Annotated in this window: 22 protein-coding genes; 14 read left to right on the top strand and 8 right to left on the bottom strand. The window is 47.2% G+C overall.

All coding sequences use genetic code 11. The features are described from left to right. Positions 1-2 precede the first annotated feature (2 nt). Positions 3-536: a methylated-DNA--[protein]-cysteine S-methyltransferase gene (locus HMPREF9441_RS00710; RefSeq protein WP_172634892.1), complete on the top strand. Its 534-nt coding sequence runs from the start codon at positions 3-5 to the stop codon at positions 534-536. 119 nt (positions 537-655) lie between these two features. Here HMPREF9441_RS00710 and HMPREF9441_RS00705 read toward each other — a convergent pair whose 3' ends face one another. Beyond that, positions 656-1,990: an NADP-specific glutamate dehydrogenase gene (locus HMPREF9441_RS00705; protein WP_008616809.1), complete on the bottom strand. Its 1,335-nt coding sequence runs from the start codon at positions 1,988-1,990 to the stop codon at positions 656-658. 285 nt (positions 1,991-2,275) lie between these two features. Between HMPREF9441_RS00705 and lepA the strand changes: the two genes are divergently transcribed. From lepA to HMPREF9441_RS00690, 3 genes are all read left to right on the top strand, one after another. After that, positions 2,276-4,057, top strand: coding sequence for a translation elongation factor 4 (gene lepA, locus HMPREF9441_RS00700; protein WP_008616806.1), 1,782 nt, complete (start codon positions 2,276-2,278; stop codon positions 4,055-4,057). Between the two features lie 22 nt (positions 4,058-4,079). After that, the gene (locus HMPREF9441_RS00695) at positions 4,080-4,703 is read left to right on the top strand and encodes a Crp/Fnr family transcriptional regulator (protein ID WP_008616804.1); all 624 of its coding nucleotides are present in this window, start codon (positions 4,080-4,082) and stop codon (positions 4,701-4,703) included. Between the two features lie 202 nt (positions 4,704-4,905). Further along, on the top strand, positions 4,906-6,150 hold the full coding sequence (locus HMPREF9441_RS00690) for an energy transducer TonB (protein WP_008616800.1): 1,245 nt from the start codon (positions 4,906-4,908) through the stop codon (positions 6,148-6,150). Positions 6,151-6,293: 143 nt separating this feature from the next. Here the strand turns inward: HMPREF9441_RS00690 and HMPREF9441_RS00685 are convergent, their stop codons facing one another. The 7 genes from HMPREF9441_RS00685 to HMPREF9441_RS00655 form a co-directional block, all read right to left on the bottom strand. Beyond that, positions 6,294-7,475, bottom strand: coding sequence for an iron-containing alcohol dehydrogenase (locus HMPREF9441_RS00685; RefSeq protein ID WP_008616796.1), 1,182 nt, complete (start codon positions 7,473-7,475; stop codon positions 6,294-6,296). Between the two features lie 67 nt (positions 7,476-7,542). Beyond that, entirely contained in the window at positions 7,543-9,207 is a 1,665-nt protein-coding gene (locus HMPREF9441_RS00680; protein WP_008616794.1) for an AMP-binding protein, read from the bottom strand. Positions 9,208-9,274: 67 nt separating this feature from the next. Then, entirely contained in the window at positions 9,275-9,946 is a 672-nt protein-coding gene (locus tag HMPREF9441_RS00675; protein ID WP_008616792.1) for a YggS family pyridoxal phosphate-dependent enzyme, read from the bottom strand. Positions 9,947-9,972: 26 nt separating this feature from the next. After that, on the bottom strand, positions 9,973-10,443 hold the full coding sequence (locus tag HMPREF9441_RS00670; RefSeq protein ID WP_008616790.1) for a DUF4494 domain-containing protein: 471 nt from the start codon (positions 10,441-10,443) through the stop codon (positions 9,973-9,975). Between the two features lie 485 nt (positions 10,444-10,928). After that, positions 10,929-11,198: a hypothetical protein gene (locus HMPREF9441_RS00665; RefSeq protein ID WP_008616786.1), complete on the bottom strand. Its 270-nt coding sequence runs from the start codon at positions 11,196-11,198 to the stop codon at positions 10,929-10,931. After that, the gene (locus HMPREF9441_RS00660; protein WP_008616784.1) at positions 11,185-11,553 is read right to left on the bottom strand and encodes a hypothetical protein; all 369 of its coding nucleotides are present in this window, start codon (positions 11,551-11,553) and stop codon (positions 11,185-11,187) included. Before HMPREF9441_RS00660 ends, HMPREF9441_RS00665 begins: the two co-directional genes overlap by 14 nt. A 10-nt stretch (positions 11,554-11,563) precedes the next feature. Next, the gene (locus HMPREF9441_RS00655) at positions 11,564-11,773 is read right to left on the bottom strand and encodes a YtxH domain-containing protein (protein WP_008616782.1); all 210 of its coding nucleotides are present in this window, start codon (positions 11,771-11,773) and stop codon (positions 11,564-11,566) included. A gap of 258 nt (positions 11,774-12,031) precedes the next feature. On the opposite strand from HMPREF9441_RS00655, the gene HMPREF9441_RS00645 reads away from it, so the two are divergent. The 10 genes from HMPREF9441_RS00645 to HMPREF9441_RS00600 all read left to right on the top strand — a co-directional run bounded on the left by HMPREF9441_RS00645 (position 12,032) and on the right by HMPREF9441_RS00600 (position 21,953). Next, on the top strand, positions 12,032-12,532 hold the full coding sequence (locus tag HMPREF9441_RS00645; protein WP_008616777.1) for an SPOR domain-containing protein: 501 nt from the start codon (positions 12,032-12,034) through the stop codon (positions 12,530-12,532). Positions 12,533-12,686: 154 nt separating this feature from the next. Beyond that, positions 12,687-13,121 carry a Holliday junction resolvase RuvX gene (gene ruvX, locus HMPREF9441_RS00640; protein WP_008616776.1) on the top strand — a complete coding sequence of 145 codons (435 nt, stop codon included), beginning with the start codon at positions 12,687-12,689 and terminating at the stop codon, positions 13,119-13,121. Positions 13,122-13,127: 6 nt separating this feature from the next. Continuing rightward, positions 13,128-13,685, top strand: a complete 558-nt coding sequence (def, locus tag HMPREF9441_RS00635; RefSeq protein ID WP_008616775.1) for a peptide deformylase — start codon at positions 13,128-13,130, stop codon at positions 13,683-13,685. Positions 13,686-13,741: 56 nt separating this feature from the next. After that, complete coding sequence (locus HMPREF9441_RS00630; RefSeq protein WP_244949540.1) at positions 13,742-15,697, top strand: tetratricopeptide repeat protein; 1,956 nt, start codon at positions 13,742-13,744, stop codon at positions 15,695-15,697. A gap of 93 nt (positions 15,698-15,790) precedes the next feature. Then, entirely contained in the window at positions 15,791-17,734 is a 1,944-nt protein-coding gene (thrS, locus tag HMPREF9441_RS00625; RefSeq protein WP_008616766.1) for a threonine--tRNA ligase, read from the top strand. Positions 17,735-17,805: 71 nt separating this feature from the next. Beyond that, entirely contained in the window at positions 17,806-18,450 is a 645-nt protein-coding gene (gene infC, locus HMPREF9441_RS00620; protein ID WP_008616765.1) for a translation initiation factor IF-3, read from the top strand. 79 nt (positions 18,451-18,529) lie between these two features. Beyond that, on the top strand, positions 18,530-18,727 hold the full coding sequence (gene rpmI, locus HMPREF9441_RS00615; RefSeq protein ID WP_008616762.1) for a 50S ribosomal protein L35: 198 nt from the start codon (positions 18,530-18,532) through the stop codon (positions 18,725-18,727). Between the two features lie 118 nt (positions 18,728-18,845). After that, entirely contained in the window at positions 18,846-19,190 is a 345-nt protein-coding gene (gene rplT, locus HMPREF9441_RS00610) for a 50S ribosomal protein L20 (protein WP_008616761.1), read from the top strand. A 124-nt stretch (positions 19,191-19,314) separates the two neighbouring features. Continuing rightward, positions 19,315-20,211, top strand: a complete 897-nt coding sequence (locus HMPREF9441_RS00605; RefSeq protein ID WP_008616759.1) for a DUF368 domain-containing protein — start codon at positions 19,315-19,317, stop codon at positions 20,209-20,211. 8 nt (positions 20,212-20,219) lie between these two features. Further along, positions 20,220-21,953, top strand: a complete 1,734-nt coding sequence (locus HMPREF9441_RS00600; RefSeq protein WP_008616756.1) for an ArnT family glycosyltransferase — start codon at positions 20,220-20,222, stop codon at positions 21,951-21,953. The last annotated feature ends 4 nt before the right edge of the window (positions 21,954-21,957 follow it).

Genomic DNA, 21,957 nt, shown 5'->3' with positions numbered 1-21,957 from the left:
CGATGCAATACACATGTAAATACTTGTCGCCTTTAGGGGAAATGCTGTTGGCTTCCGACGGGGAGGCATTGACGGGTGCCTGGTTCGAGGGACAGAAATACTATGCTGCCGCTTTGGCGGTTGCGCATGAGGAGAAATCATTGCCGGTGTTTGAAGAAACCCGGACGTGGCTTGACGGTTATTTCAGCGGCCGGAAGCCGGATTTCATGCTGCCGCTGCATTTGCAAGGCTCGCCGTTCCGGTTGGCTGTGTGGGAGATGTTGCAAAAGATTCCTTACGGAGAAACGGTCACTTATCGCGACTTGGCTTTAGAAATAGCCCGGAAGCGTGGAATACGGAGCATGTCTGCACAGGCTGTAGGAGGAGCCGTGGCGCATAATCCGGTGTCTGTCATTATACCTTGCCATCGCGTCGTGGGCAGTCACGGAAGTTTGACAGGGTATGCCGGAGGGCTTGAACGTAAAGTCCGGCTTCTGAATCTGGAGGGGGCAGACTTGAAGGGTTTCTTTGTGCCCGGACGAGGGACGGCACTGTGACATCCGAATGGGTAATCGTCCGGTTTCGGGGCATCGGCTGGTAAGAAAACGGACAAAGAAAAAGGGACGGGGAAAATACAGATACTTCCCCGTCCCTTTATGGATACTATGATTAAATCTTATACGATGCCTTGAGCCATCATAGCCTTGGCTACCTTCATGAAACCGGCGACGTTGGCACCCTTCACGTAGTTGACGTAACCGTCGGCTTCCGTTCCGTACTTCACGCAATTCTGATGAATGTTCTCCATGATGGCGTGCAAACGGGCATCTACCTCTTCCGATGTCCAAGACAGACGTTCTGAGTTCTGGCTCATTTCGAGACCTGAAACCGATACGCCGCCGGCATTGGCTGCCTTGCCCGGTGCGTACAGAATCTTGGCTTCCTGGAATACGCGGATGGCTTCCGGAGTAGAAGGCATGTTGGCGCCTTCGCTCACGGCCATTACGCCGTTGGCTACCAACTGGCGAGCCTGGTCGCCGTTGATTTCGTTCTGAGTGGCCGACGGCAGTGCGATGTCTGCCTTTTCGCCCCAAGGCCGTGCGCCTGCTACGTATTTGCAACCGTATTTCTCTGCATATTCACGGATACGTCCGCGATACAGGTTCTTAAGTTCCATGATGTAGTCGAGCTTTTCGCGGTCGATTCCGTCCGGATCGTAGATGTAGCCGTCTGAGTCGGACATCGTGAGTACCTTTCCGCCGAGTTGAAGTACCTTTTCGGCCGTGTACTGAGCCACGTTGCCGGAACCGGAGATGAGGACTGTCTTGCCTTTAAGGTCGGTGCCTTTGGTCTTCAGCATTTCCATGAGGAAGTACACGTTACCGTACCCTGTAGCTTCGGGACGGATGAGCGAACCGCCGAACTCAAGTCCCTTGCCGGTGAATACGCCGCTGAATTCATGGGTCAGTTTCTTATACATGCCGAACATGTAACCGACTTCGCGTCCGCCTACGCCGATATCACCGGCCGGCACATCAGTATCGGGACCGATATGGCGATTGAGTTCGAGCATGAAAGCCTGGCAGAAACGCATCACCTCGGCGTTGCTCTTGCCGCGCGGAGAGAAATCGGAACCGCCCTTGCCGCCACCCATAGGAAGAGTGGTCAGAGAGTTTTTGAAAGTCTGCTCGAAAGCCAGGAACTTCAAAATGCTGAGGTTTACGGAACTGTGGAAACGGATACCGCCTTTATAGGGACCGATTACGTTGTTATGCTGTACACGGTAACCCATGTTGGTTTGAATCTGGCCTTTATCGTCCATCCAAGTGACGCGGAATTGATAAACGCGATCAGGAATACAAAGACGTTCAATCAGATTGGCTTTTTCGAACTCAGGGTGTTTGTTGTACTCCTCTTCGATCGTACTGAGAACTTCTTCTACAGCCTGATGATACTCAGGTTCGTTAGGGAAACGACGTTTCAAGTCTTCCAGAACTTTTTTTGCATCCATGTGATAAATCCTTTTTTAATTAATATTATTCGTTAACTTTATCTTTTCTACCTTATTTCTCCTTATTATATATAAGAAAAATCTCTCTCTTGGTTTTCAGTTGCCAAAGTTAAGCATTTAATAGCAAACTGCCAATAAAAACGAGAAAAAAAATCTTTTTGCTATCATTTTTAGCAAAAGACAAACATTTCTTCGGATTCGCAGTGCTTTATATAAAAATAAGGTTTTGGATTTTGTATTTTTTCCGGTTTGCACTATCTTTGCATAGCATTTTTTTGATTGAAGATGAAGAACATCAGGAATTTCTGTATTATTGCACATATAGATCACGGTAAGTCTACTTTGGCCGACCGTTTGCTTGAATATACGAATACGATAAAGGTCACCGAAGGGCAAATGCTCGACGATATGGATCTGGAGCGGGAGCGTGGCATCACGATTAAAAGCCATGCCATCCAGATGGAATATATACATAAAGGAGAGAAGTACACGTTGAATTTGATTGATACGCCGGGGCATGTGGATTTCTCATACGAGGTTTCGCGTTCCATCGCGGCTTGCGAGGGGGCGTTGTTGATTGTGGATGCCACGCAAGGCGTGCAGGCTCAGACCATCTCCAATTTGTATATGGCCATAGAGCACGACTTGGAAATCATCCCGGTTATTAACAAATGCGACATGGTGAACGCCATGCCGGAGGAAGTGGAGGATGAAATCATAGACCTGTTGGGATGTAAACGTGAAGAGATTATCCGTGCGTCGGGACGTACGGGAATGGGAGTGGATGAAATATTACAGGCTGTGGTGGAACGTATCCCCCATCCGGAAGGGGATGAGGACGCTCCTTTGCAGGCATTGATATTCGATTCCGTGTTCAACTCGTTCCGTGGGATTATCGCTTATTTCAAAATCGTGAACGGCAGTATCAAGTCGGGCGACGAAGTGGCTTTTATCAATACAGGCAAGGAATACACGGCTGATGAGATTGGAGTCTTGAAGATGGAAATGTCCCCTCGTAAGGAATTGCATTGCGGGGATGTGGGGTATATCGTTTCCGGTATTAAGACGGCTACGGAGGTGAAAGTCGGCGATACGATTACTCACGTGGAGCGTCCGTGCGATAAAGCCATTTCCGGTTTCGAGGAAGTCAAGCCTATGGTTTTTGCCGGGCTTTATCCCATAGAGACCGAGGATTTTGAAAATCTCCGGGCCTCTTTGGAAAAATTGCAGTTGAACGATGCGTCGCTGACTTTCCAGCCGGAATCGTCCGTGGCGTTGGGCTTCGGTTTCCGTTGCGGTTTCCTCGGCTTGCTTCACATGGAAATCGTGCAGGAACGTTTGGATCGCGAGTTCAATATGGATGTAATTACGACCGTGCCCAACGTGTCTTATCTCGTATATGACAAGCAGGGCGGGGTGAAAGAAGTGCATAACCCGGCAGGCATGCCCGAAGTGACACTGATCGACCATATAGAGGAGCCGTACATCAAGGCTTCCATCATTACGACAACCAACTTCATCGGTCCCATCATGACCTTGTGCCTGGGGAAAAGGGGGGAGTTGTTGAAACAGGAGTATATCAGCGGAAACCGTGTGGAACTCCATTACAGCATGCCTTTGGGTGAGATTGTGATTGATTTTTATGATAAGCTCAAAAGCATATCAAAGGGGTATGCCTCTTTCGACTATCATCAGGACGGTTTCCGGCCGTCTAAACTGGTGAAGTTGGATATCTTGTTGAACGGGGAACCGGTGGATGCGTTATCCACTTTGACGCATATCGACAATGCGGTGGACTTCGGGCGGCGGATGTGTGAGAAGCTGAAGGAGTTGTTGCCCCGCCAGCAGTTCGATATTGCCATACAGGCGGCCATCGGTGCCAAGATCATCGCCCGCGAGACGGTGAAGCAGTTGCGTAAGGACGTGACGGCGAAATGTTACGGAGGAGATGTCAGCCGGAAAAGAAAATTGCTTGAGAAACAGAAGAAAGGAAAGAAACGGATGAAACAGATTGGTAATGTGGAAGTGCCGCAAAAAGCTTTCTTGGCTGTGCTGAAGTTGGATTAACCTAATAAAAACCTTATAGACTATGGATTTAAGACGCGACGTGGCCCGTGAAATAGCCCGTATTTATTGCCGTTTGTCTCCATCGGGCATCGAGGCATTGTCTGAGATACTCGTACCTTTCAAATATTCGAAAGGCGATGTGGTATTGCCTGAAGGAGAAACGTGTCGTCACATGTATTTCGTAGAGCGCGGAATGGTGAGACAGTATTATTATAAAGGTGGGCGTGATGTAACGGAACACTTTTCTTATGAAGGGCGAATCGTGATTTGCATTGAAAGTTTCTTGAAACAGGAACCTTCACGGCTGATTGTCGAGGCGTTGGAAAACAGCAGGCTTTACGGTATTCCGTATGATGCCTTACAGGAATTGGCAGACGAGAATAAAGAGATTGAGCTGCTGTTCCGTAAGATTATGGAACATGCCTTAATCAGTTCCCAAGTCTATGCTGACAGCCAGCGCTTTGAGAACGCTACGGAACGTTACCTTCGTCTCTTGAATACGAAACCCGAGATTTTGTTGCGTGCGCCGATGCTCCATGTGGCTTCTTACTTGCAAATGTCGCCTGAAACATTAAGCCGCGTGCGTGCGGCTCATTTGGAAGAGTCGAAAAAGGAGAGAAGTGAAAAGCCGTCCACAGAGTCTTAGGGACTTGTTAAGGTAATGAGATGGCCTTATATATGGAAACGCCGGATGTTCTTGATGAGAATATCCGGTGTTTTTGTGTACCTTGATATATTATAATAATGATTTCTTGCCTGTAAGTCTTGTTTGTAAATATAATATTTGCTAACTTTCGGTGTTTTTATAAACATTAAATCTTTTATTTATGGATTGTAGAGTTAACCTAATGAAAAAGAAAAGCGTTCGCTTGGTTCTGGTCGGTATGTGCGGCGCAGCCGGATTGTTGGTCACTCCAGCCATGAGGGCTGAAAGCGGCCTTGGGGAGTCCGTAGTAACGATGTCGGCTGACGAGGCGGAAACAGGACATCCTTTGGAAGGATTTTGGAAAAAGACTTGGATTCGGAAGAAAGGGGATTCACATAAGGGTTCCCAACCGTTCGTGCATTACAAGTATTATGGAGAAGACCATATGGTGTCGCTTTCCGTGTGGTATGTAGGCATCAACGATGTGGACGTGGATTTCGAAGGAGGATACACCACGTTTGAGTATATGTCGAAGAAAGCCATTCGCGAAGGCGGCGGGAAATTGAAAATCAAGACACGCTCAGAAGACATGTTCGAACTTTCATGGACAGGTCGTTCCTCTGTAGGGGAGACGGACTATGAAGAGGGGTGGGAGCGGTATCCCATGCCCTCGGGATTGGCCGCCATACACCAAGGGATGCGCGATGCCCACGAGGTAGACGGACGTTACACTGGCATGTGGGAAGTACAAGGCTTGCGGCAACCGTTGACGGGTGAACTGATACCACCCAAGTTGAAGAGCTATAAATGGTATGGTGACGGCTACTTCTTGGGCTTTACCCCGAATCGAACCGGGGAAGACCGTGTATATTTTAAGGGACATGCCGGAACTTTCACGTCGGAGGGTGACAGCATCATCAAGGAGCGCGGTGGGCGCAACAAGGTGAAATGGTTATCGGACGACACGTTTGAGATGTCGTGGTTCAACGGACGGGGTGTGGCTACCGAGGTGTGGAAGCGCGTGGAAAACGATGATTTGGAACAGCAGGTGCTTCGCGTGATGAAGCCGATGTTCCTGCGTGTGGAAGGTTTGTCTGTGGCGGATATGTATGCAGCCGACAAGGTGTATGAGAAAGCTGATGTTCCTCCGCAATATCCCGGAGGAATAAACGCCCTGATGGAATATATGTCGTCTAATATCCACTATCCTGAGGCCTGTGTCAAGGAAAAAGTCGAAGGCAGGGTGATGGTTTCTTTCGTGGTGGATAAGGCTGGGAACGTGACGCGCCCGCAAGTGGTGAAAAGTCCTGATGTGCGCCTGAGTGCGGAAGCCGTGCGGGTCATCATGGCCATGACGAAATGGAAACCTGCACGGTTGGACGGCAAGCCGGTATCAGTGAAGTTCACCGCTCCCATAATGTTTGCGTTAAAAGGAAAGAAGAAATGAGGGTTGGAAGAGTCGGTACAGGAATCTGAAAGTCCTGGTTTGCAGTGGGGCTGCAACCTAAGAAAAAGGGAAAGGCGTGTCGCTCTTTCCCTTTTTTGTGTGTCTCGTTTCCATGAGGGTTCCCCGTATGAATACCCGTAGGTTTAACGTGCCGCACGGTAGATGTGCTCCATGTCCTCGCGGTTCAAAACTTTGAAGCCTCCGATAGAATGGGTACCGTCATAACTACATTTACGGGACATTTCGCGAATTTCCTCGTCTGTGATTTCGCGTCCGATGAGTTCGTGTATGCTGGTAGGCATGCCGATGGCCCGGAAGAAGCGTTCCAATGCTTCGATACCGGCCAAGGCTGTTTCTTCTGCCGACTTGAAGTTGTTTCGTACTCCCATGGCATTGACAGCGAATTGTGCGAAACGGGTGGGATTTTCAAGGTAGACGTAACGCGCCCAACTGCCCCATACGGCGGCCAGGCCTGCACCGTGGGTTACGTCGAACATGCCGCTGAGTTCGTGTTCCAGAAAGTGCGTGGCCCAGTCAGAAGTGGTACCGCAACCGGTCAAACCGTTGTGAGAAAGGCTGCTCGCCCACATGATTTGGGCGCGATGCAGGTAGTTGTCCGGTTGTTGCAGTACTTTGAACGCGCTGTCTTGTACGGTGCGGATGAGGCTTTCGGCAATGGAGTCGGTTACGGTCATGTCATCATCGTGGGAGAAGTAGCGTTCCAACGTGTGCATGATGATATCTACTACGCCGGCTGCTGTTTGATAGGGAGGCAATGTAAAGGTACGCTCCGGGTTCATTACGGCAAACTTGCAGCGGAGCTTATCGCTGCCGTAGTCTTTTTTCAGGTCGCCGTCTTCGTTGGTAATGACCGTGGCGTCGCTCATTTCGCTGCCTGCTGCCGGGAGGGTGAGCATGGCTCCCAAGGGGAGGCAAGTGTCCACTTCGGCTTTATGGGTGAAGAAATCCCAAACGTCTCCTTCGTAGGTTACCCCCATGGAGATGGCTTTAGCGGAATCGATTACGCTGCCGCCGCCGATAGCCAAGATGAAATCTACACCTTCGGCACGGCATAAATCGATGCCCTCGTGTACTTTTGAGAGACGTGGGTTGGGGACGACCCCTCCCAACTTCACATAAGGGAGATGTTCGGCTTCGAGTGCATGGCATACTGCGTCTAACAGTCCGGAACGTTCTGCACTTTTGCCTCCGTAATGTACCAATACTTTTGTTCCGCCGTATTGTTTTACCAATCGGCCTGTCGCCTGTTCCGCTTTTCTTCCGAAAGCGACCTGCGTAGGGGCGTAGTAATTGAAATCTTTCATTGTCCTTTGCTTTTATGTTTTTTCTTGGGTAGATTTGTGATTTTCGTCTTTATAGGGGATGCCGGGACTATATCTGGCAATCCGTGTACAAATAACGTTTGATGCTTTTCTTAGGGGTTTTCTCGAATTCCTCTTGGAAGATTTTGATACCGGAAAGCTGGGCATATCCGGGCAACATACTGTTTAGTTCAGTCCGGTTTTGTTCCATGACGTTGGCCAAATCCGAGTCTTGTAAACCCAGATTGTGCGCTTCCTCAAAGTCCGGGTACACCAGTCCGTAAAGTTTTTCTCCTTTTTGGATGACGATGCTTTCGTTGACCAAAGTCAGGTTATTCAGCAAATCTTCAATTTCTTCCGGATAGATATTTTGTCCGCTGGCACCTAAAAGCATGTTTTTGCTTCTGCCTTTGATGAAAAGGTTGCCATTTTCGTCCATGATACCGAGGTCGCCTGTACGATACCAGCCGTCTCGAAATGCTTCTTGGGTTGCTTCTTCGTTTTTATAGTATCCCAACATGACATTGGCGCCTCGGGTGAGGATTTCTCCTACAGTGTGTTGCGGGTCATTGCTGTCAATCTTGATTTCCATACGTGGAGCCGCCTTGCCGCAAGAACCGGGTGCGAAAATATTCCAGTCTGCGTATGAGATAATCGGGGCGCACTCCGTGGTGCCGTAGCCCACGGTGTAATTGAAACCAATGTCGTGAAGCAGCATTTCTATTTCATGATTGAAAGCTGCCCCGCCTATGATGATTTCATAGAAATTTCCTCCGAACGCCGTTTTGAGCTGTTCGCAGATTTTGTCTTTGATTTTTTGACGGACTAATGGGACTTTCAATAGCATCTTTACGGTTGTACCCTGAATTTTAGGAAGAACCGCCTTGCGAATAATCTTTTCTATGATTAAGGGGACGGCGATGATGATACGCGGCTTCAACTCGGCAAATGCCGCAAAAAGAACATTGGGGGACGGGTTCTTGGTCAGGAAGTAGATGTGGCATCCCGTGCAAAACTCAAAGATAAATTCAAAAGCCATCCCGTACATGTGAGCCATGGGCAACATGGAAATCACGTTGTCTCCGATTTTCATGTGCGGACTTAATACTTCCTTGGCAAATTCCAGATTGGACCAAAGGGCGCGATAGGGAATCATTACGCCTTTCGAACGGCTTGTCGTGCCTGAAGTATAGTTGATGACAGCCAGTTCTTCCGGTGCTCCTTTATAATATGATATATGGTGTTTGCGGAAGTTCATGGGGTAACGTTCGCCGAACAATTGGTTCAGATGTTCCCGTGCATACGCGACTTTCTGCGTGCGACCTACAAGGAGTGAATAATCTGCGATGTTGATGATCCCTTCCAGATTAGGCATTTCATTGGCGTCGAGATTCTTCCAGACCAGATCACCTACGAAAAGTAGTTTGGCTTCACTGTGGTTCACAATGTTATGAACCTGATCGGCTTTGAACTCGTGTAAGATAGGCACGGCCACAGCCCCGTATGTCAGCGTCGCAAAAAATACGGCTCCCCAATGGGCACTGTTCCGTCCGCAAAGGGCTATCTTGTCTCCCGGTTTTACGTTGCTGTATTCAAAGATAATGTGAAGTTTCTCTATGATTCGGGCTATATCTTTATATTGAAAGGTTTCTCCTTTATAGTCAGACAAAGCATCAAGATCCCAGTTGTCCTTGATGCTTTGTTCTATTTGTTCGTTAAAACTAAGTTTTTCCATTGCACAATTCTTTTTATTTTGTGCAAAACTAAGGAGAAAAAACGATTAAAGCAAGAATAATATGCTTTTAATACACTCTTTCACCAAATATTTTACTTCCCACGCGGATAAGCGTACTACCTTCCTCTATTGCAATGGGATAATCATGGCTCATGCCCCATGAACATTCTTTGAAATAGGGAGCATTTGCAAAAGCTCCGGTTTTCAGTTCCTTGAACAGTGCATAAGCCAGATGGAATTCAGACCGCACTTGTGCCATATCGTCCGTATTGGAAGCCATGCACATCAAGCCGTAAATTCGGACGTGTGCCAGCTTTTTCCATTCTCCATCCGCTACTAACTTGCAGCATTCGTCCGGTGTGAAACCGAATTTGGTTTCTTCCTTGGCTACGTGAAGTTGAAGCAGACAGGGTATCACCCGTCCGGACTTTTCTCCTTGTTTATCTATCTCAAGAAGTAGTTTCATGGAATCTACTGCATGTATCATGGCTACGTATGGAGCGATATACTTCACTTTATTGGTTTGCAAGTGTCCGATAAAGTGCCACTCGATGTCTTTGGGGAGGTTATCGTATTTACGGCGAAGCTCTTGTACATGGCTTTCGCCGAAGACGCGTTGTCCGGCAGCGTATGCCTCCTCGATGTGGCTTTCGGGATGGTATTTGGACACGGCTACCAACCGGACACCGCAGGGAAGCGAGGCCGTGATACGTTTTATTTCGTCCTGAATCTGTGACATGGCGTTATGGTTTCAATGAAACGGGATTATGCTTCGGGGAATTCCGGTTTCTCGTCCGCTTCGGCTTTGTAATGGAACACGTCCATAATAGGCGTTTCTGCAATAGAGGCGATTTCGTAGTCGGCCATGGTGCCTTCCATTCCTTTGTCAAGGCGTTTTACGGCATCGCGCAGATCCGAAGCTTGTATCAGCATGTTTTGGTTGCTTTTCTTTTCCGCCCCGCTTTTTTCATCAAGGGTGATGAAAGCCACTTTGGCTTTGAACCAACGGTCGGCCGCATCTTCGTCCGTTTCGAACAATTCGGCGTATTTGGCCCGTTTGATGTCTGTCACTTGAAATTCGCCGGACATGAACGGTTCTATTTCTTCTATAAAACGTCTTTCGGCTTCAGTGAAGCTCAGGGCATCTACCAGATAGGGCTCCGTGACTTTCTTGACCAAGCCGTTTTCTAATGTTTTTTCGTATCTTACCTTGCATTCAAACCATTCGTTCATCATAATTGTAATCTTTGTTTGTAGAGTTTAAAAACAACGCAAAGTTACACGATAATTCTTAATTCCATGCAGTTCCTTCCGGAAAAATTTTATTCCTCTTATGCTTCCCCCAATGAGTTTTGCAAAATGCCCTTCATCTTTCAGGTGATACGGTAAGTAGTTGTCACATAACGTACTACGGAATGAAAGGCAGGAAGGTCACCTTTCAGCTTCCTTTCATGGCGGAAAACGATAAAAAGTTCTCAGCCAAACGATTTTTCAATCTCAGTCGAACGATTTTTCGTTCTCAGCAGATTGAAATGAAGCATGGCTGAAAGATGGCTGAAGTATCTTTCAGCCTGTAATCTTAACATAATGAATGCTTTAGTGCTCGAACTGAAAGATGAAGGGGCTTTTTACAAAATCCCAGTGTAGGAGGTGGGTCATACCTGTACTGGCAATAGTGTTTTTTACCGGCTATTTTATGAAACGGCTTTTGGGGCAAACGGTTATCTCCGTTTTCCAAAAATCCGGCGTATGTTACGTGCTACTCTCATTCCCATCATCACACCATCATATACGGCTAATCCTTGGTCTACCATATTCATGAATGAGCCTAATTTGGATGTAGCTTGTGGGGGAGGAGTGAATAGTTTATGGGTAGTTGTTTTAATGAAGTCCGCACTTTCTTTTATCTGGCTTTTTACTTCAGCCTTACGAGTACGGATTTCTTGTAAAACATCTTCGGTTTGATGAGAAGGAATCTTATTTGCTGCCATCTTCTTTGGTAAGGATTAGTTTGGTCATGAAACGTGCCATGGGCTGAATGACCATGCGGTTTCGGTTTAAATAGAATATGACGGTCAGTAACAGGATGAAAGCGGAAATGAGGCCGAATCCGAGTGAAAGGCTTCCTAATACATCTCCTAAATAATAGGCTAATGCGAAGGTGAGGAAGAGTAAAACGATAGAACCTAATAATAGCAAGACGGTTACAATCAAAATGGCCGAAAGGATGACCGTCATTTTTTCTGTGGCATCCAATTTGACAAACTCTTTCTGGAGCTCAAGATATTTCTTAAATTCCAGCAAGAGTTTGCCTATACTTTCTATGTTTTTACTATTAGAAAACATAAAATGTCATTTACACTTCTTCAGCGGATTTGATTTCATCTGCAATTTCGTCTACGAGAGAATCCATCTCTTTACGATTGAGCTTGATGCCGCGTTTACGCAATGCTTCTGCTATTTTATCACGAGTTTCAGTTCCTTTTTCCGGAGCAAACAAAATTCCTACTGCTGCACCTACGGCTGCGCCGCCAATGAATGCTGCTAAAAAACTTAATGCTTTCATATTATTTCTATTTTATTTGAGTTGATTACATTTACAAAGTTATAAATTCTCTTGATATAAACCTCATATTTATCACTTTTTTTTGATTATTTTTTTTGCATTGTTGATTTAACCTTTTTTTTGTGCCGGGCCTTTTACCATATATAAATAATGTGTACCTTTGTCTTTCGATGTGGATGTTATTTGCCATGAAAATACCGGTAACATCTACAGTGTGGTTTAAGAGAATCATTTAATTAAAAAATAAGTAGAAGAAGTATGAAAAAGTTTTTTGTGATGGGACTTGGGTTGAGTGCGGTTTTTGCAATGACCTCTTGTAAGTCTTCCGAGAGCGCGTACAAAAAGGCGTATGAAAAGGCAAAGCAGCAGCAGGTTGTGGCTACGGAACAGGAGCCGACTCAGACACAGACGACCACTCAGGTGGAAGTGACGCCTGTTACTCCCTCGACAACAACCTCCACGGCCACTAATGCAGACGTGAATACGGTTCGTGTGCAGAGTGAGAATGTGACAGTGGTTTCCGGAAACGGTCTGAAAGCTTATAGCGTGGTTTGCGGAAGTTTCAGTCTGAAAGCCAATGCTGAAGGTTTGCAGAAGACATTGTCGAATGCGGGTTATAATGCGCAGATTGCATACAACGAAGCAAAGAACATGTATCGTGTGGTGGCTTCTACTTACGATGACAAGGCTGCTGCCGTGCAGTCGCGTAATACGTTGCGCGGCACTTATCCCGACGCATGGCTGCTTTTGTCTAAATGATAGATTTAGAATAATATATAGTTTATACGATACACGGGAGCGAGTTTTCATTTGCTCCCGTGTGTCGTATAGAGAAGTCTGTTTTGATTATTAAGAATTATTTGTTTTTATACCGACGTTTGTTTCGTCTGTTTTCATTAATTTTGCAACCTATATGGGAAGGGTTTTAGCTATTGATTACGGGAAAAAACGCACGGGAGTCGCAGTGACGGATCCGTTGCAGTTGATTGCAAACGGGTTGACCACGGTTTCTACGTCGTCTGTCATGGATTTTATTGTGTCTTATGTCCGTCAGGAACATGTGGAGCGGATTGTGGTGGGGCTGCCGAAACAAGCCAATGGGGAAGATTCTGAAAATATGGGCCGGATAAATTCTTTTGTGCGGTGTTTGCATGAACGCCTGCCGGAGATTCCGGTTGAATTTTTCGATGAACGTTATACTTCCGTGTTGGCTCATCAGGCTATGTTGCAGGGAGGTTTAAGGAAGAAAGCCCGGCAAAATAAAGCTTTGGTGGATGAAATCAGTGCGACGATTATCCTGCAAGGTTGGATGGAATCCCGTATGATGCTGAAAAAAAATAATATATAAAATAATATGGTATTACCAATTTATACTTTTGGTCAGCCCGTGTTGAGAAAGGTGGCCGAAGATATTACACCGGACTATCCGGAGTTGAAAACTTTGATAGACAATATGTACGAAACTTTGGAGCGGTCTGAGGGTATTGGGCTGGCAGCTCCCCAAATCGGCTTGTCCATTCGTCTGGTGGTGATTAATTTGGATTTGATTTCCGATGACCTGCCCGAATATAAAGGATTTGTACATGCGTTTATCAATCCTCATATTTTGGAGTACGATGACACGGAAACGGATTCAATGGAAGAAGGGTGTTTGAGTTTGCCGGGCATCCACGAGCCTGTGCGTCGTCCCACACGCATTCGTGTGAGTTATTTGGACGAGGACTTCCAGCCCCATGACGAATGGGTGGAAGGATATTTGGCTCGTGTCATGCAACATGAGTTCGACCATCTTGACGGGAAAATGTTCGTGGACCATTTGTCCATGCTGCGCAAACAGATGGTGAAAGGTAAATTGGGAAATTTGCTGAAAGGAAATTTCCGTTGTGCTTATAAGGTCAAGACGAAAAAGTAATGAAGGGGAGCCGGAAAGTATATCTTCTTTTCTTTTGGCTTTTTTCCGTGTCGGCCATGGCACAGATTAATACCGACCGGATGATGCTGATGGGGCGTAATGCGCTCTACTATGAGGATTATGTACTTTCCATACGCCGCTTCAATATGGTGATTTCGGCCAAGCCTTATTTGTCAGAGCCGTATTTTTACCGTGGATTGGCCAAATTTTATTTAGAGGATTATACCGGGGCTGAGGAGGATTGCGGGGCTGCTATAGACCGCAATCCTTTTTTGCCCGATAATTATCGTTTGCGAGGGTTGTGCCGTATCAATCTGAAACGTTATGAAGAAGCCGTTTCGGATTACGTGAAGTTGCTTGAAATCGAACCCAAGGACGAGAGCGGATGGCATAATATGACCTTATGTTATTTGCAACTCAAGGAGTACGACAAGGCGGTGGAATGTATAGACCGCATGTTGGGCTACTGGCCGCAAAAAGCCCCCCTATATACTTTAAAGGCACAGGCTTATTTCGCCCAAAAAGATACAGCCGCAGCCATGGCGAGTATAGACCGGGCATTGGAAATCAATCCATACGAGGGACAGGCTTGGAGCATGCGTGCGGCGGTCTATGCCGGGCGGGAGGAATATAAGTTGGCCGAAGAGGCTTTGGATAAGACCATACAGCAGATGCCTCGTGAGGCCGGACATTATATCAACCGTGCATTGGCGCGTTATCATCAGCGTAATTTACGTGGGGCGATGACGGACTATGATACGGCACTGGAAATGGACTCCGCCAATTATATCGGTCATTTCAACCGTGGTCTGCTTCGGGCGCAGGTGGGCGACGACAACCGTGCCATCGAGGACTTCAATTTCGTGCTGAAATTGGAACCGGATAATATGATTGCGTTGTTCAACCGTGCGTTGATGTTGAACAATACTGGAGATTACCGGGGAGCTATCCGGGATATAAATGCCGTCATCAAGGAGTTTCCTAATTTCTGGACCGGTTATCAGTTCCGGGCTGAGGTGCGCCGGAAGATGGGCGATACCAAAGGAGCCGAGTTGGATGAATTCAAGGTATTGAAAGCCCAGATGGACCAACGTTACGGCGGAAAGAAACCGCAGAATACGAAGCGGACCCGAAAGGTGAGCGACCGTACGATGGAAGATTATAACAAACTGGTGGAGGCTGATACCTCGGAAGATGAATCGCCGACGTATGAAAGCGAATATCGCGGCAAAGTGCAGAACCGCAGGACGGAATTGACTCCGGAACCGGCTTTGGTTCTGACCTATTATACGGGGCAGAACGATTTTCAACGCAAGATGTACAATAAGGAACTCGAACGTCTGAATCGTTTGGGTGTCTTGCCGGCACGTCTGGTATTGACTCACGACGAAGTGTCACTGGATGAAGCCCGTATACAAAAACATTTTTCCTCCATTCAGGCCCTTTCCGACAAGATTGCCCGGCAGCCGGACAATACATTATTATATTTGGCCCGTTCCATAGATGAATATCTTGTGCAAGACTTCGAGAAAGCATTGGCCGATGCCGACCGTGCCATTGAGCTGGATAGTTCTTACTTGCTTGCTTATTATATGAGGGTACAGATTAGAATGAAAAATCAGGAAGTCCGGATGGCGGAAAAGTCAGAGGTTCCTTCTGCTGGAGAGGTGAAATGGACGTTCGACGCTTCCTGTTCCGAATATCAGGCTGCATTAGACGATTGCGACCGGATATTGGCCCGGGAGCCTGATTTTGCCGGTTGCTATTATAATAAAGGTAATATATACATGCAGTTGAAGTTATGGCCGGAAGCCATTAAGGCTTATACGCAGGCCATTAAGCTTCATGCGGATTATGCCGAAGCCTACTACAACCGAGGGGTGGCTTATATCCTTTCGGGCGACTACGCTTCCGGTATTCCCGATTTAAGTCGGGCAGGTGAGATGGGCTTATATAAGGCTTATAATTTGATTAAGAGGTATAGGGACAAGGCTGCTACCGAAGTGGAATAAGCTAAAAAACAGCTACTTTTTTGATGGATTGTGCCACTGTCTCATGAAAAATAACTATTTTTGCAACTTTGAAAACGGACAATACGTATAATTATGATAAAGATAACTTTTCCTGACGGCTCTGTGCGTGAATACGAGGCCGGTGTGACAGGTTTACAAATTGCTGAGAGTATTTCTTCCAGACTGGCACAGGATGTGCTGGCTTGCGGGGTGAATGGTGAGATTGTCGAGCTGAATCGTCCGATTAACGAGGATGCTTCCGTGGTGCTTTACAAGTGGGAGGATGCGGAAGGAAAGCATGCTTTCTGGCATACTTCCGCTCACTTGATGGCTGAGGCTATGCAGGAACTTTATCCGGGTATGCAGTTCGGTATCGGTCCGGCCATAGAAAACGGTTTTTATTACGATGTGATGCCTCCTGCGGGCACGGTTATCCGTGAAAGCGACTTTGCCGGTATTGAAAAGAAGATGTTGGAGTTGGCACAGCGTAAAGAACCGGTCGTGCGGGCTGAAATCTCCAAAGCCGACGCCTTGAAGTTTTTCGGTGAGCGCGGTCAGACGTACAAGAACGAATTGATAGAAGACTTGGAAGACGGGCATATCTCTACTTACACCCAAGGAGCTTTCACAGACTTGTGCCGCGGTCCGCACTTGATGAATACGGGTGTTATCAAAGCCGTGAAAGTGACGGCTGTATCGTCAGCGTATTGGCGCGGAGACGAGAAGCGTCCGCAGATGACTCGCGTATATGCCATTTCTTTCCCGAAAAAGAAGATGCTGGACGAGTATTTGACGTTGTTGGAAGAAGCCAAGAAGCGCGACCATCGTAAGATAGGAAAGGAAATGGAACTTTTCATGTTCTCCGAACGTGTCGGGAAAGGATTGCCGATGTGGTTGCCGAAAGGTACGGCTTTGCGCTTGCGTCTGGAAGATTTCCTGAAAAAAATTCAAAAGCGTTACGGTTACCAGCAGGTGATGACGCCTCATATCGGCGGTAAGAACCTTTATGTGACATCCGGACATTATGCCCACTACGGGAAAGATTCTTTCCAACCGATTCATACGCCGGAGGCCGACGAAGAGTATATGTTGAAGCCGATGAACTGTCCGCATCATTGTGAGATTTATGCCTGGAAGCCGCGTTCATATAAAGACCTGCCCTTGCGAATCGCCGAATTCGGAACGGTGTACCGTTATGAACAGAGCGGAGAGTTGCACGGACTGACACGTGTACGTTCGTTTACGCAAGACGATGCCCATATCTTCTGTCGTCCGGATCAGGTGAAAGATGAGTTCATTCGCGTGATGGAGATTATCCAGATTATTTTCGGTGCATTGAATTTCGATACATTCGAGGCGCAGATTTCTTTGCGCGACCCGAACAACCGTGAGAAGTATATCGGTTCGGACGAGGTTTGGGAAGAAGCTGAAAATGCCATCATCGAAGCTTGCAAGGAGAAAGGCCTGAATGCCAAAGTAGAATATGGCGAAGCTGCATTCTACGGTCCTAAGCTCGACTTCATGGTGAAAGATGCCCTCGGACGCCGTTGGCAGTTGGGTACGATACAGGTGGACTACAACTTGCCCGAACGTTTCAAACTGGAATACACGGGCGAGGACAACCAGAAACATCGTCCGGTGATGATACACCGCGCACCGTTCGGTTCCATGGAGCGTTTCTGTGCCGTACTTATCGAGCATACGGCCGGTCATTTCCCCTTGTGGCTGACACCCGACCAGGTGGCTATCCTTCCGATTTCCGAGAAGTTCAACGATTACGCTCAAAAACTTTGCGCGTATTTTGATGAACAAGACGTGCGTGCCATTGTGGACGACCGTAATGAGAAAATCGGACGCAAGATACGTGACAACGAAATGAAGCGCATACCTTACATGCTGATTGTGGGAGAAAAAGAAGCAGCCGACGGTACGGTTTCCGTACGTAAGCAGGGCGAAGGCGACCAGGGAAGCATGAAATTCGAAGATTTTGCAAAGAAAATCAACGAAGAGGTTCGTAATATGACAAATAAATATTAAATTTGCACCCGATTTTTAAAACTCAATAGTCGTAATCGGAAAATAAAAACAGAAGAGAACAACATTTTTGAATGAAGAAAGACAATTTAAAACAGCAATATCGTATCAACGAACAGATACGTGTGCGTGAAGTCCGGATAGTGGGCGATGATGTGGAATCTACGGTTATGCCGACGGCTAAGGCACTGCAAATGGCGGAAGCACAAGGCGTAGACCTCGTGGAAATCTCCCCGAATGCAGTTCCTCCTGTTTGTCGTTTGATAGACTACAGCAAGTTCCTCTACCAGCAAAAGAAGCGCCAGAAAGAAATGAAGGCCAAACAGGTGAAGGTAGACGTAAAGGAAATCCGCTTCGGTCCCCAGACGGACGATCATGACTATAACTTCAAACTGAAGCATGCGCAAGGGTTCCTTTCAGATGGAGACAAGGTGAAAGCATACGTGTTTTTCAAGGGGCGCAGCATTCTTTTCAAGGAACAAGGTGAAGTCTTGTTGCTTCGTTTCGCCAACGATTTGGAGGAATACGGCAAGGTGGAACAGATGCCGGTGCTTGAAGGGAAGCGCATGACAATCTTCATCGCTCCGAAAAAGCAGGCGCAAGCCAAGAAACAGGCTGAGCCTGTGGTTGAGGCATCAGTGCAGAAAGCGGAACGGAGCCAGCCGAAAGCCAATGCTCCCAAAGAATATAAGGGGCCGCGTGTGGAAGGCGAAGATTGATTGAAAGGGAAGAGTAAGTGCGTAACGCCTTGGTATATGCGTTGCCACACATTGAATAATAACTTAAATATTAAACAAAATGCCAAAAGTAAAGACTAATTCCGGTGCCAAAAAGAGATTTCGTCTTACCGGAACAGGTAAAGTTAAGAGACATCACGCTTTCCACAGTCATATCTTGACAAAGAAGACTAAGAAGCAGAAAAGAAACTTGGTTCACGATGATATCGTAGTAACTGAGAACATGAAGCAGGTTCGTGACCTCCTCTGTCTGCGTTAATTAAAAGTGTAGGTCGTATTAACAAAGTTATTAACCGAATGCTTTAGCCTGAAGTTCATCCGTAAACAGACTCACAGAAGAGGGGGGATGGCGCTAACATTCAAAAAGATTAAAAATTATGCCAAGATCAGTAAATCATGTTGCTTCAAGAGCAAGAAGAAAGAAAATTTTAGGTTTGACCAAAGGTTACTTTGGTGCGCGTAAGAACGTATGGACCGTAGCTAAGAACACTTGGGAGAAGGGTTTGACTTACGCTTATCGTGACCGTAAGAACAAGAAGCGTAACTTCCGTGCTTTGTGGATTCAGCGTATCAACGCAGCCGCACGTCTGGAGGGGATGTCATACTCTCAGTTGATGGGAGCTTTGCACAAGGCCGGTATCGAAATCAACCGCAAGGTGCTTGCCGACCTGGCCATGAATCATCCTGAAGCATTCAAGGCTGTGGTAGCAAAAATAAAGTAAGAAGGGAAATCTGAACGGATTTCAAGATAAAAAGGTGTATTGTTTGTCAATACACCTTTTTTTGTTTTACTTTGTATCAATAAATATTATACTTATTCATCAGTTGAATTAAATCGCGATTTCAATGGAAAGAAGAATTAAAGATTATGCTGTTTTGACCTTAAAAGGGATGGCTATGGGGGCGGCCGATGTAGTGCCCGGAGTTTCCGGAGGGACGATTGCTTTCATTGCCGGTATTTATGATGAGCTTATCAACTCCATCAAAAGTATTAACATGCACTCCCTGAAACTGTTGTTTACGGGAAAAATAGCGGCTTTCTGGAAGGCCGTAAATGGAAATTTCCTGTTTGCCTTGCTGTTGGGCATCGCTATCAGTGTGTTTTCTCTGGCCAAGCTGATTACTTATTTGTTACTTAACGAGCCGGTATTGGTGTGGTCTTTCTTTTTTGGTTTGGTGCTGGCTTCCACGTGGTTCGTCACCAAAGACATCAAGGGATGGAACTGGAAAACCGTGGCCGGTTTTGTGGGTGGTGCTGTGATAGCATACTACATCACGGTGGCCACTCCGGCAGAAACGTCCACTAATCTTATGTTTATATTCCTTTGTGGTGCCATTGCCATTTGTGCGATGATACTTCCCGGCATATCCGGCAGCTTTATATTGGTACTGTTGGGTAAATATTTTTATGTCATGGAGGCGGTGAAGACGTTAGACCTGGTCGTTTTGGGTGTCTTTGCCTTCGGTGCAGCCTTGGGGATCACCAGTTTTTCCCGTGTTTTGTCATACGCTTTGAAGAATTTCCGTAATATTACCTTGTCTGTCCTTTCCGGCTTCATGCTGGGTTCGTTGAATAAAGTGTGGCCTTGGAAAGAAGTAGAGAAATTAGTTTCAGATGGTCATGAGGTGATGATAGAGCATAATATCGCCCCGAATACGGAGGTGGCCGAGGCTGTCGTACTGATGCTTATCGGTTTTATTTTGGTGTATGTATTGGAAAAGATTTCAGCTAAAAAGGCATAACGGATTGGATGGAGATGTATAAGAAAAGTTACTTTTGGCCGTTGGTAGCATTGTGTGTCGTATCCCTCTTTTTGTTTTTGGGACAAACGTTTTTCAATACGCGTGGAGAGCCGCGCGAAGCTGTGGTGGCTCTTTCTATGTTGCAACAGGGAAACTGGGTGCTGCCGGTGAACAATGGGGTCGAGTTGGCATTCAAGCCTCCTTTTTTCCATTGGTGCATCGCAGCGATTTCTACGGTGGCCGGTGCGGTGAATGAATACACCTCCCGCATGCCTTCGGCTTTGGCCTTGTCGGCCATGGTACTGGTCGGGTATGTGTTCTATGCCAAAAGGCGCGGTGCCGAAGTGGCCTTTATTGCCGCCTTGCTCACGTTGACCAATTTCGAGGTACACCGTGCCGGAGTGGCCTGCCGTGTGGACATGGTGCTGACGGCGATGATGGTCATCGCGTTGTACCAGCTTTATAAATGGGGAGAGAAAGACCTGAAAGGCGTGCCTTGGGTGGCCGTGCTCTGCTTGAGTGCGGCGGCCCTGACGAAAGGGCCGGTAGGCATCGTCCTGCCTTGTCTGGTCCCTGCCGTATTCCTGTGGATCAGGGGGAGGAAGTTCCTGCGCATTTTCTTTTCTTTCCTGATGGTAGCCGTGTTAGCCTGCGTGTTGCCGGCCGTATGGTATTGGGCAGCTTATCAGCAGGGTGGTGACCATTTCCTTGACCTTGTGTTGGAAGAGAACGTCTATCGTTTTTTGGGAAAGATGACCTATGCCTCGCATGAGAATCCGGCCTGGTACAATGTAATGACGGTGGTGGCCGGTTACGCGCCCTACACTTTATTGGGGCTTGTCTCCTTGTTCTTTTTGAGGTACCGGAAACCGCAGGGACGGGTACGTACGTGGTGGTCGCGCTTCGTGGCCTATATCCGTAATATGGACGATGCCCGTCTGTATTCGTTGTTGTGCATCGTCATTATTTTCACGTTCTACTGCATTCCGAAGAGCAAACGTAGTGTCTACCTGTTGCCGATATACCCATTTATTGCTTATTTTCTGGCTGAATATATCATTTATCTGCGCCATCGTCATTTGAATGCCTTACGTGTTTTCGGCAGTATCATGGCCTCATTGGCCATGCTGTTGCTGTTGGTTTTCGGTGCGGTCCGTATGGGATGGGTGCCCGACTCCCTGTTTGCCGGGCGGCATGCGGCGGAGAACATAGCCTATATGCACGCATTGGAGGACTTTCCCTTGACGGTATTCGCGGTCCTCGGTGTGTTGGTTCCCGTGGCGGCTGCTTGTTGGTATTTCCGTGTCCAGCGGCGTAATGCGGCCGACAACGGCATCATTTACGCCTTTATTGCCGTGATATTTTCCATCTTCTTTGCGCTCGATGGGGTGTACCAGCCCGTCATCCTGAATGTGAAGTCAGACCGTGCCGTGGCGGAGGAAGTGCGCCGCATCGTGCCCGAAGGCAGGTTGTATTCCTTCCGTACCGATGTGGTGGAGGGGAACCGCATGCATCCGTTCACGGTCAACTTCTATTTGGGCGACCGGATGGTGCCGTTCGATTGTTTCACGCCCCCGGCGGAAGGATACGTGTTTATGGGAGGCGAGATGGCGGCACCGTTTTTGGAACGTTACGGTGCGGAGTTCTCGTTGGAAGAAGTGTATGCCTCCAATCACCGTAGTTGCGACGATAAGCGGTATAACGTCCTTTACCGTTTCAGCCGGAAGCAGGCAGAACCTTAAAATG

The sequence above is a fragment of the Paraprevotella clara YIT 11840 genome (assembly GCF_000233955.1).
Lineage (GTDB): Bacteria > Bacteroidota > Bacteroidia > Bacteroidales > Bacteroidaceae > Paraprevotella > Paraprevotella clara.
Note: the sequence above shows the minus strand (reverse complement) of the source record. Positions and strands in the feature narration are given on the sequence as shown.

What these genes read in the sequence shown, in the direction of transcription:
- infC (WP_008616765.1), top strand. Translation starts at nt 17,806, where the DNA reads ATGAAGAAAGACAATTTAAAACAGCAATATCGTATCAACGAACAGATA.
- ruvX (WP_008616776.1), top strand. Translation starts at nt 12,687, where the DNA reads ATGGGAAGGGTTTTAGCTATTGATTACGGGAAAAAACGCACGGGAGTC.
- rpmI (WP_008616762.1), top strand. Translation starts at nt 18,530, where the DNA reads ATGCCAAAAGTAAAGACTAATTCCGGTGCCAAAAAGAGATTTCGTCTT.
- thrS (WP_008616766.1), top strand. Translation starts at nt 15,791, where the DNA reads ATGATAAAGATAACTTTTCCTGACGGCTCTGTGCGTGAATACGAGGCC.
- def (WP_008616775.1), top strand. Translation starts at nt 13,128, where the DNA reads ATGGTATTACCAATTTATACTTTTGGTCAGCCCGTGTTGAGAAAGGTG.
- HMPREF9441_RS00670 (WP_008616790.1), bottom strand. Translation starts at nt 10,443, where the DNA reads ATGATGAACGAATGGTTTGAATGCAAGGTAAGATACGAAAAAACATTA.
- HMPREF9441_RS00680 (WP_008616794.1), bottom strand. Translation starts at nt 9,207, where the DNA reads ATGGAAAAACTTAGTTTTAACGAACAAATAGAACAAAGCATCAAGGAC.
- lepA (WP_008616806.1), top strand. Translation starts at nt 2,276, where the DNA reads ATGAAGAACATCAGGAATTTCTGTATTATTGCACATATAGATCACGGT.
- HMPREF9441_RS00605 (WP_008616759.1), top strand. Translation starts at nt 19,315, where the DNA reads ATGGAAAGAAGAATTAAAGATTATGCTGTTTTGACCTTAAAAGGGATG.
- HMPREF9441_RS00690 (WP_008616800.1), top strand. Translation starts at nt 4,906, where the DNA reads ATGAAAAAGAAAAGCGTTCGCTTGGTTCTGGTCGGTATGTGCGGCGCA.
- HMPREF9441_RS00665 (WP_008616786.1), bottom strand. Translation starts at nt 11,198, where the DNA reads ATGGCAGCAAATAAGATTCCTTCTCATCAAACCGAAGATGTTTTACAA.
- HMPREF9441_RS00695 (WP_008616804.1), top strand. Translation starts at nt 4,080, where the DNA reads ATGGATTTAAGACGCGACGTGGCCCGTGAAATAGCCCGTATTTATTGC.
- rplT (WP_008616761.1), top strand. Translation starts at nt 18,846, where the DNA reads ATGCCAAGATCAGTAAATCATGTTGCTTCAAGAGCAAGAAGAAAGAAA.
- HMPREF9441_RS00600 (WP_008616756.1), top strand. Translation starts at nt 20,220, where the DNA reads ATGGAGATGTATAAGAAAAGTTACTTTTGGCCGTTGGTAGCATTGTGT.
- HMPREF9441_RS00675 (WP_008616792.1), bottom strand. Translation starts at nt 9,946, where the DNA reads ATGTCACAGATTCAGGACGAAATAAAACGTATCACGGCCTCGCTTCCC.
- HMPREF9441_RS00655 (WP_008616782.1), bottom strand. Translation starts at nt 11,773, where the DNA reads ATGAAAGCATTAAGTTTTTTAGCAGCATTCATTGGCGGCGCAGCCGTA.
- HMPREF9441_RS00660 (WP_008616784.1), bottom strand. Translation starts at nt 11,553, where the DNA reads ATGTTTTCTAATAGTAAAAACATAGAAAGTATAGGCAAACTCTTGCTG.
- HMPREF9441_RS00630 (WP_244949540.1), top strand. Translation starts at nt 13,742, where the DNA reads ATGGCACAGATTAATACCGACCGGATGATGCTGATGGGGCGTAATGCG.
- HMPREF9441_RS00685 (WP_008616796.1), bottom strand. Translation starts at nt 7,475, where the DNA reads ATGAAAGATTTCAATTACTACGCCCCTACGCAGGTCGCTTTCGGAAGA.
- HMPREF9441_RS00645 (WP_008616777.1), top strand. Translation starts at nt 12,032, where the DNA reads ATGAAAAAGTTTTTTGTGATGGGACTTGGGTTGAGTGCGGTTTTTGCA.
- HMPREF9441_RS00710 (WP_172634892.1), top strand. Translation starts at nt 3, where the DNA reads ATGCAATACACATGTAAATACTTGTCGCCTTTAGGGGAAATGCTGTTG.
- HMPREF9441_RS00705 (WP_008616809.1), bottom strand. Translation starts at nt 1,990, where the DNA reads ATGGATGCAAAAAAAGTTCTGGAAGACTTGAAACGTCGTTTCCCTAAC.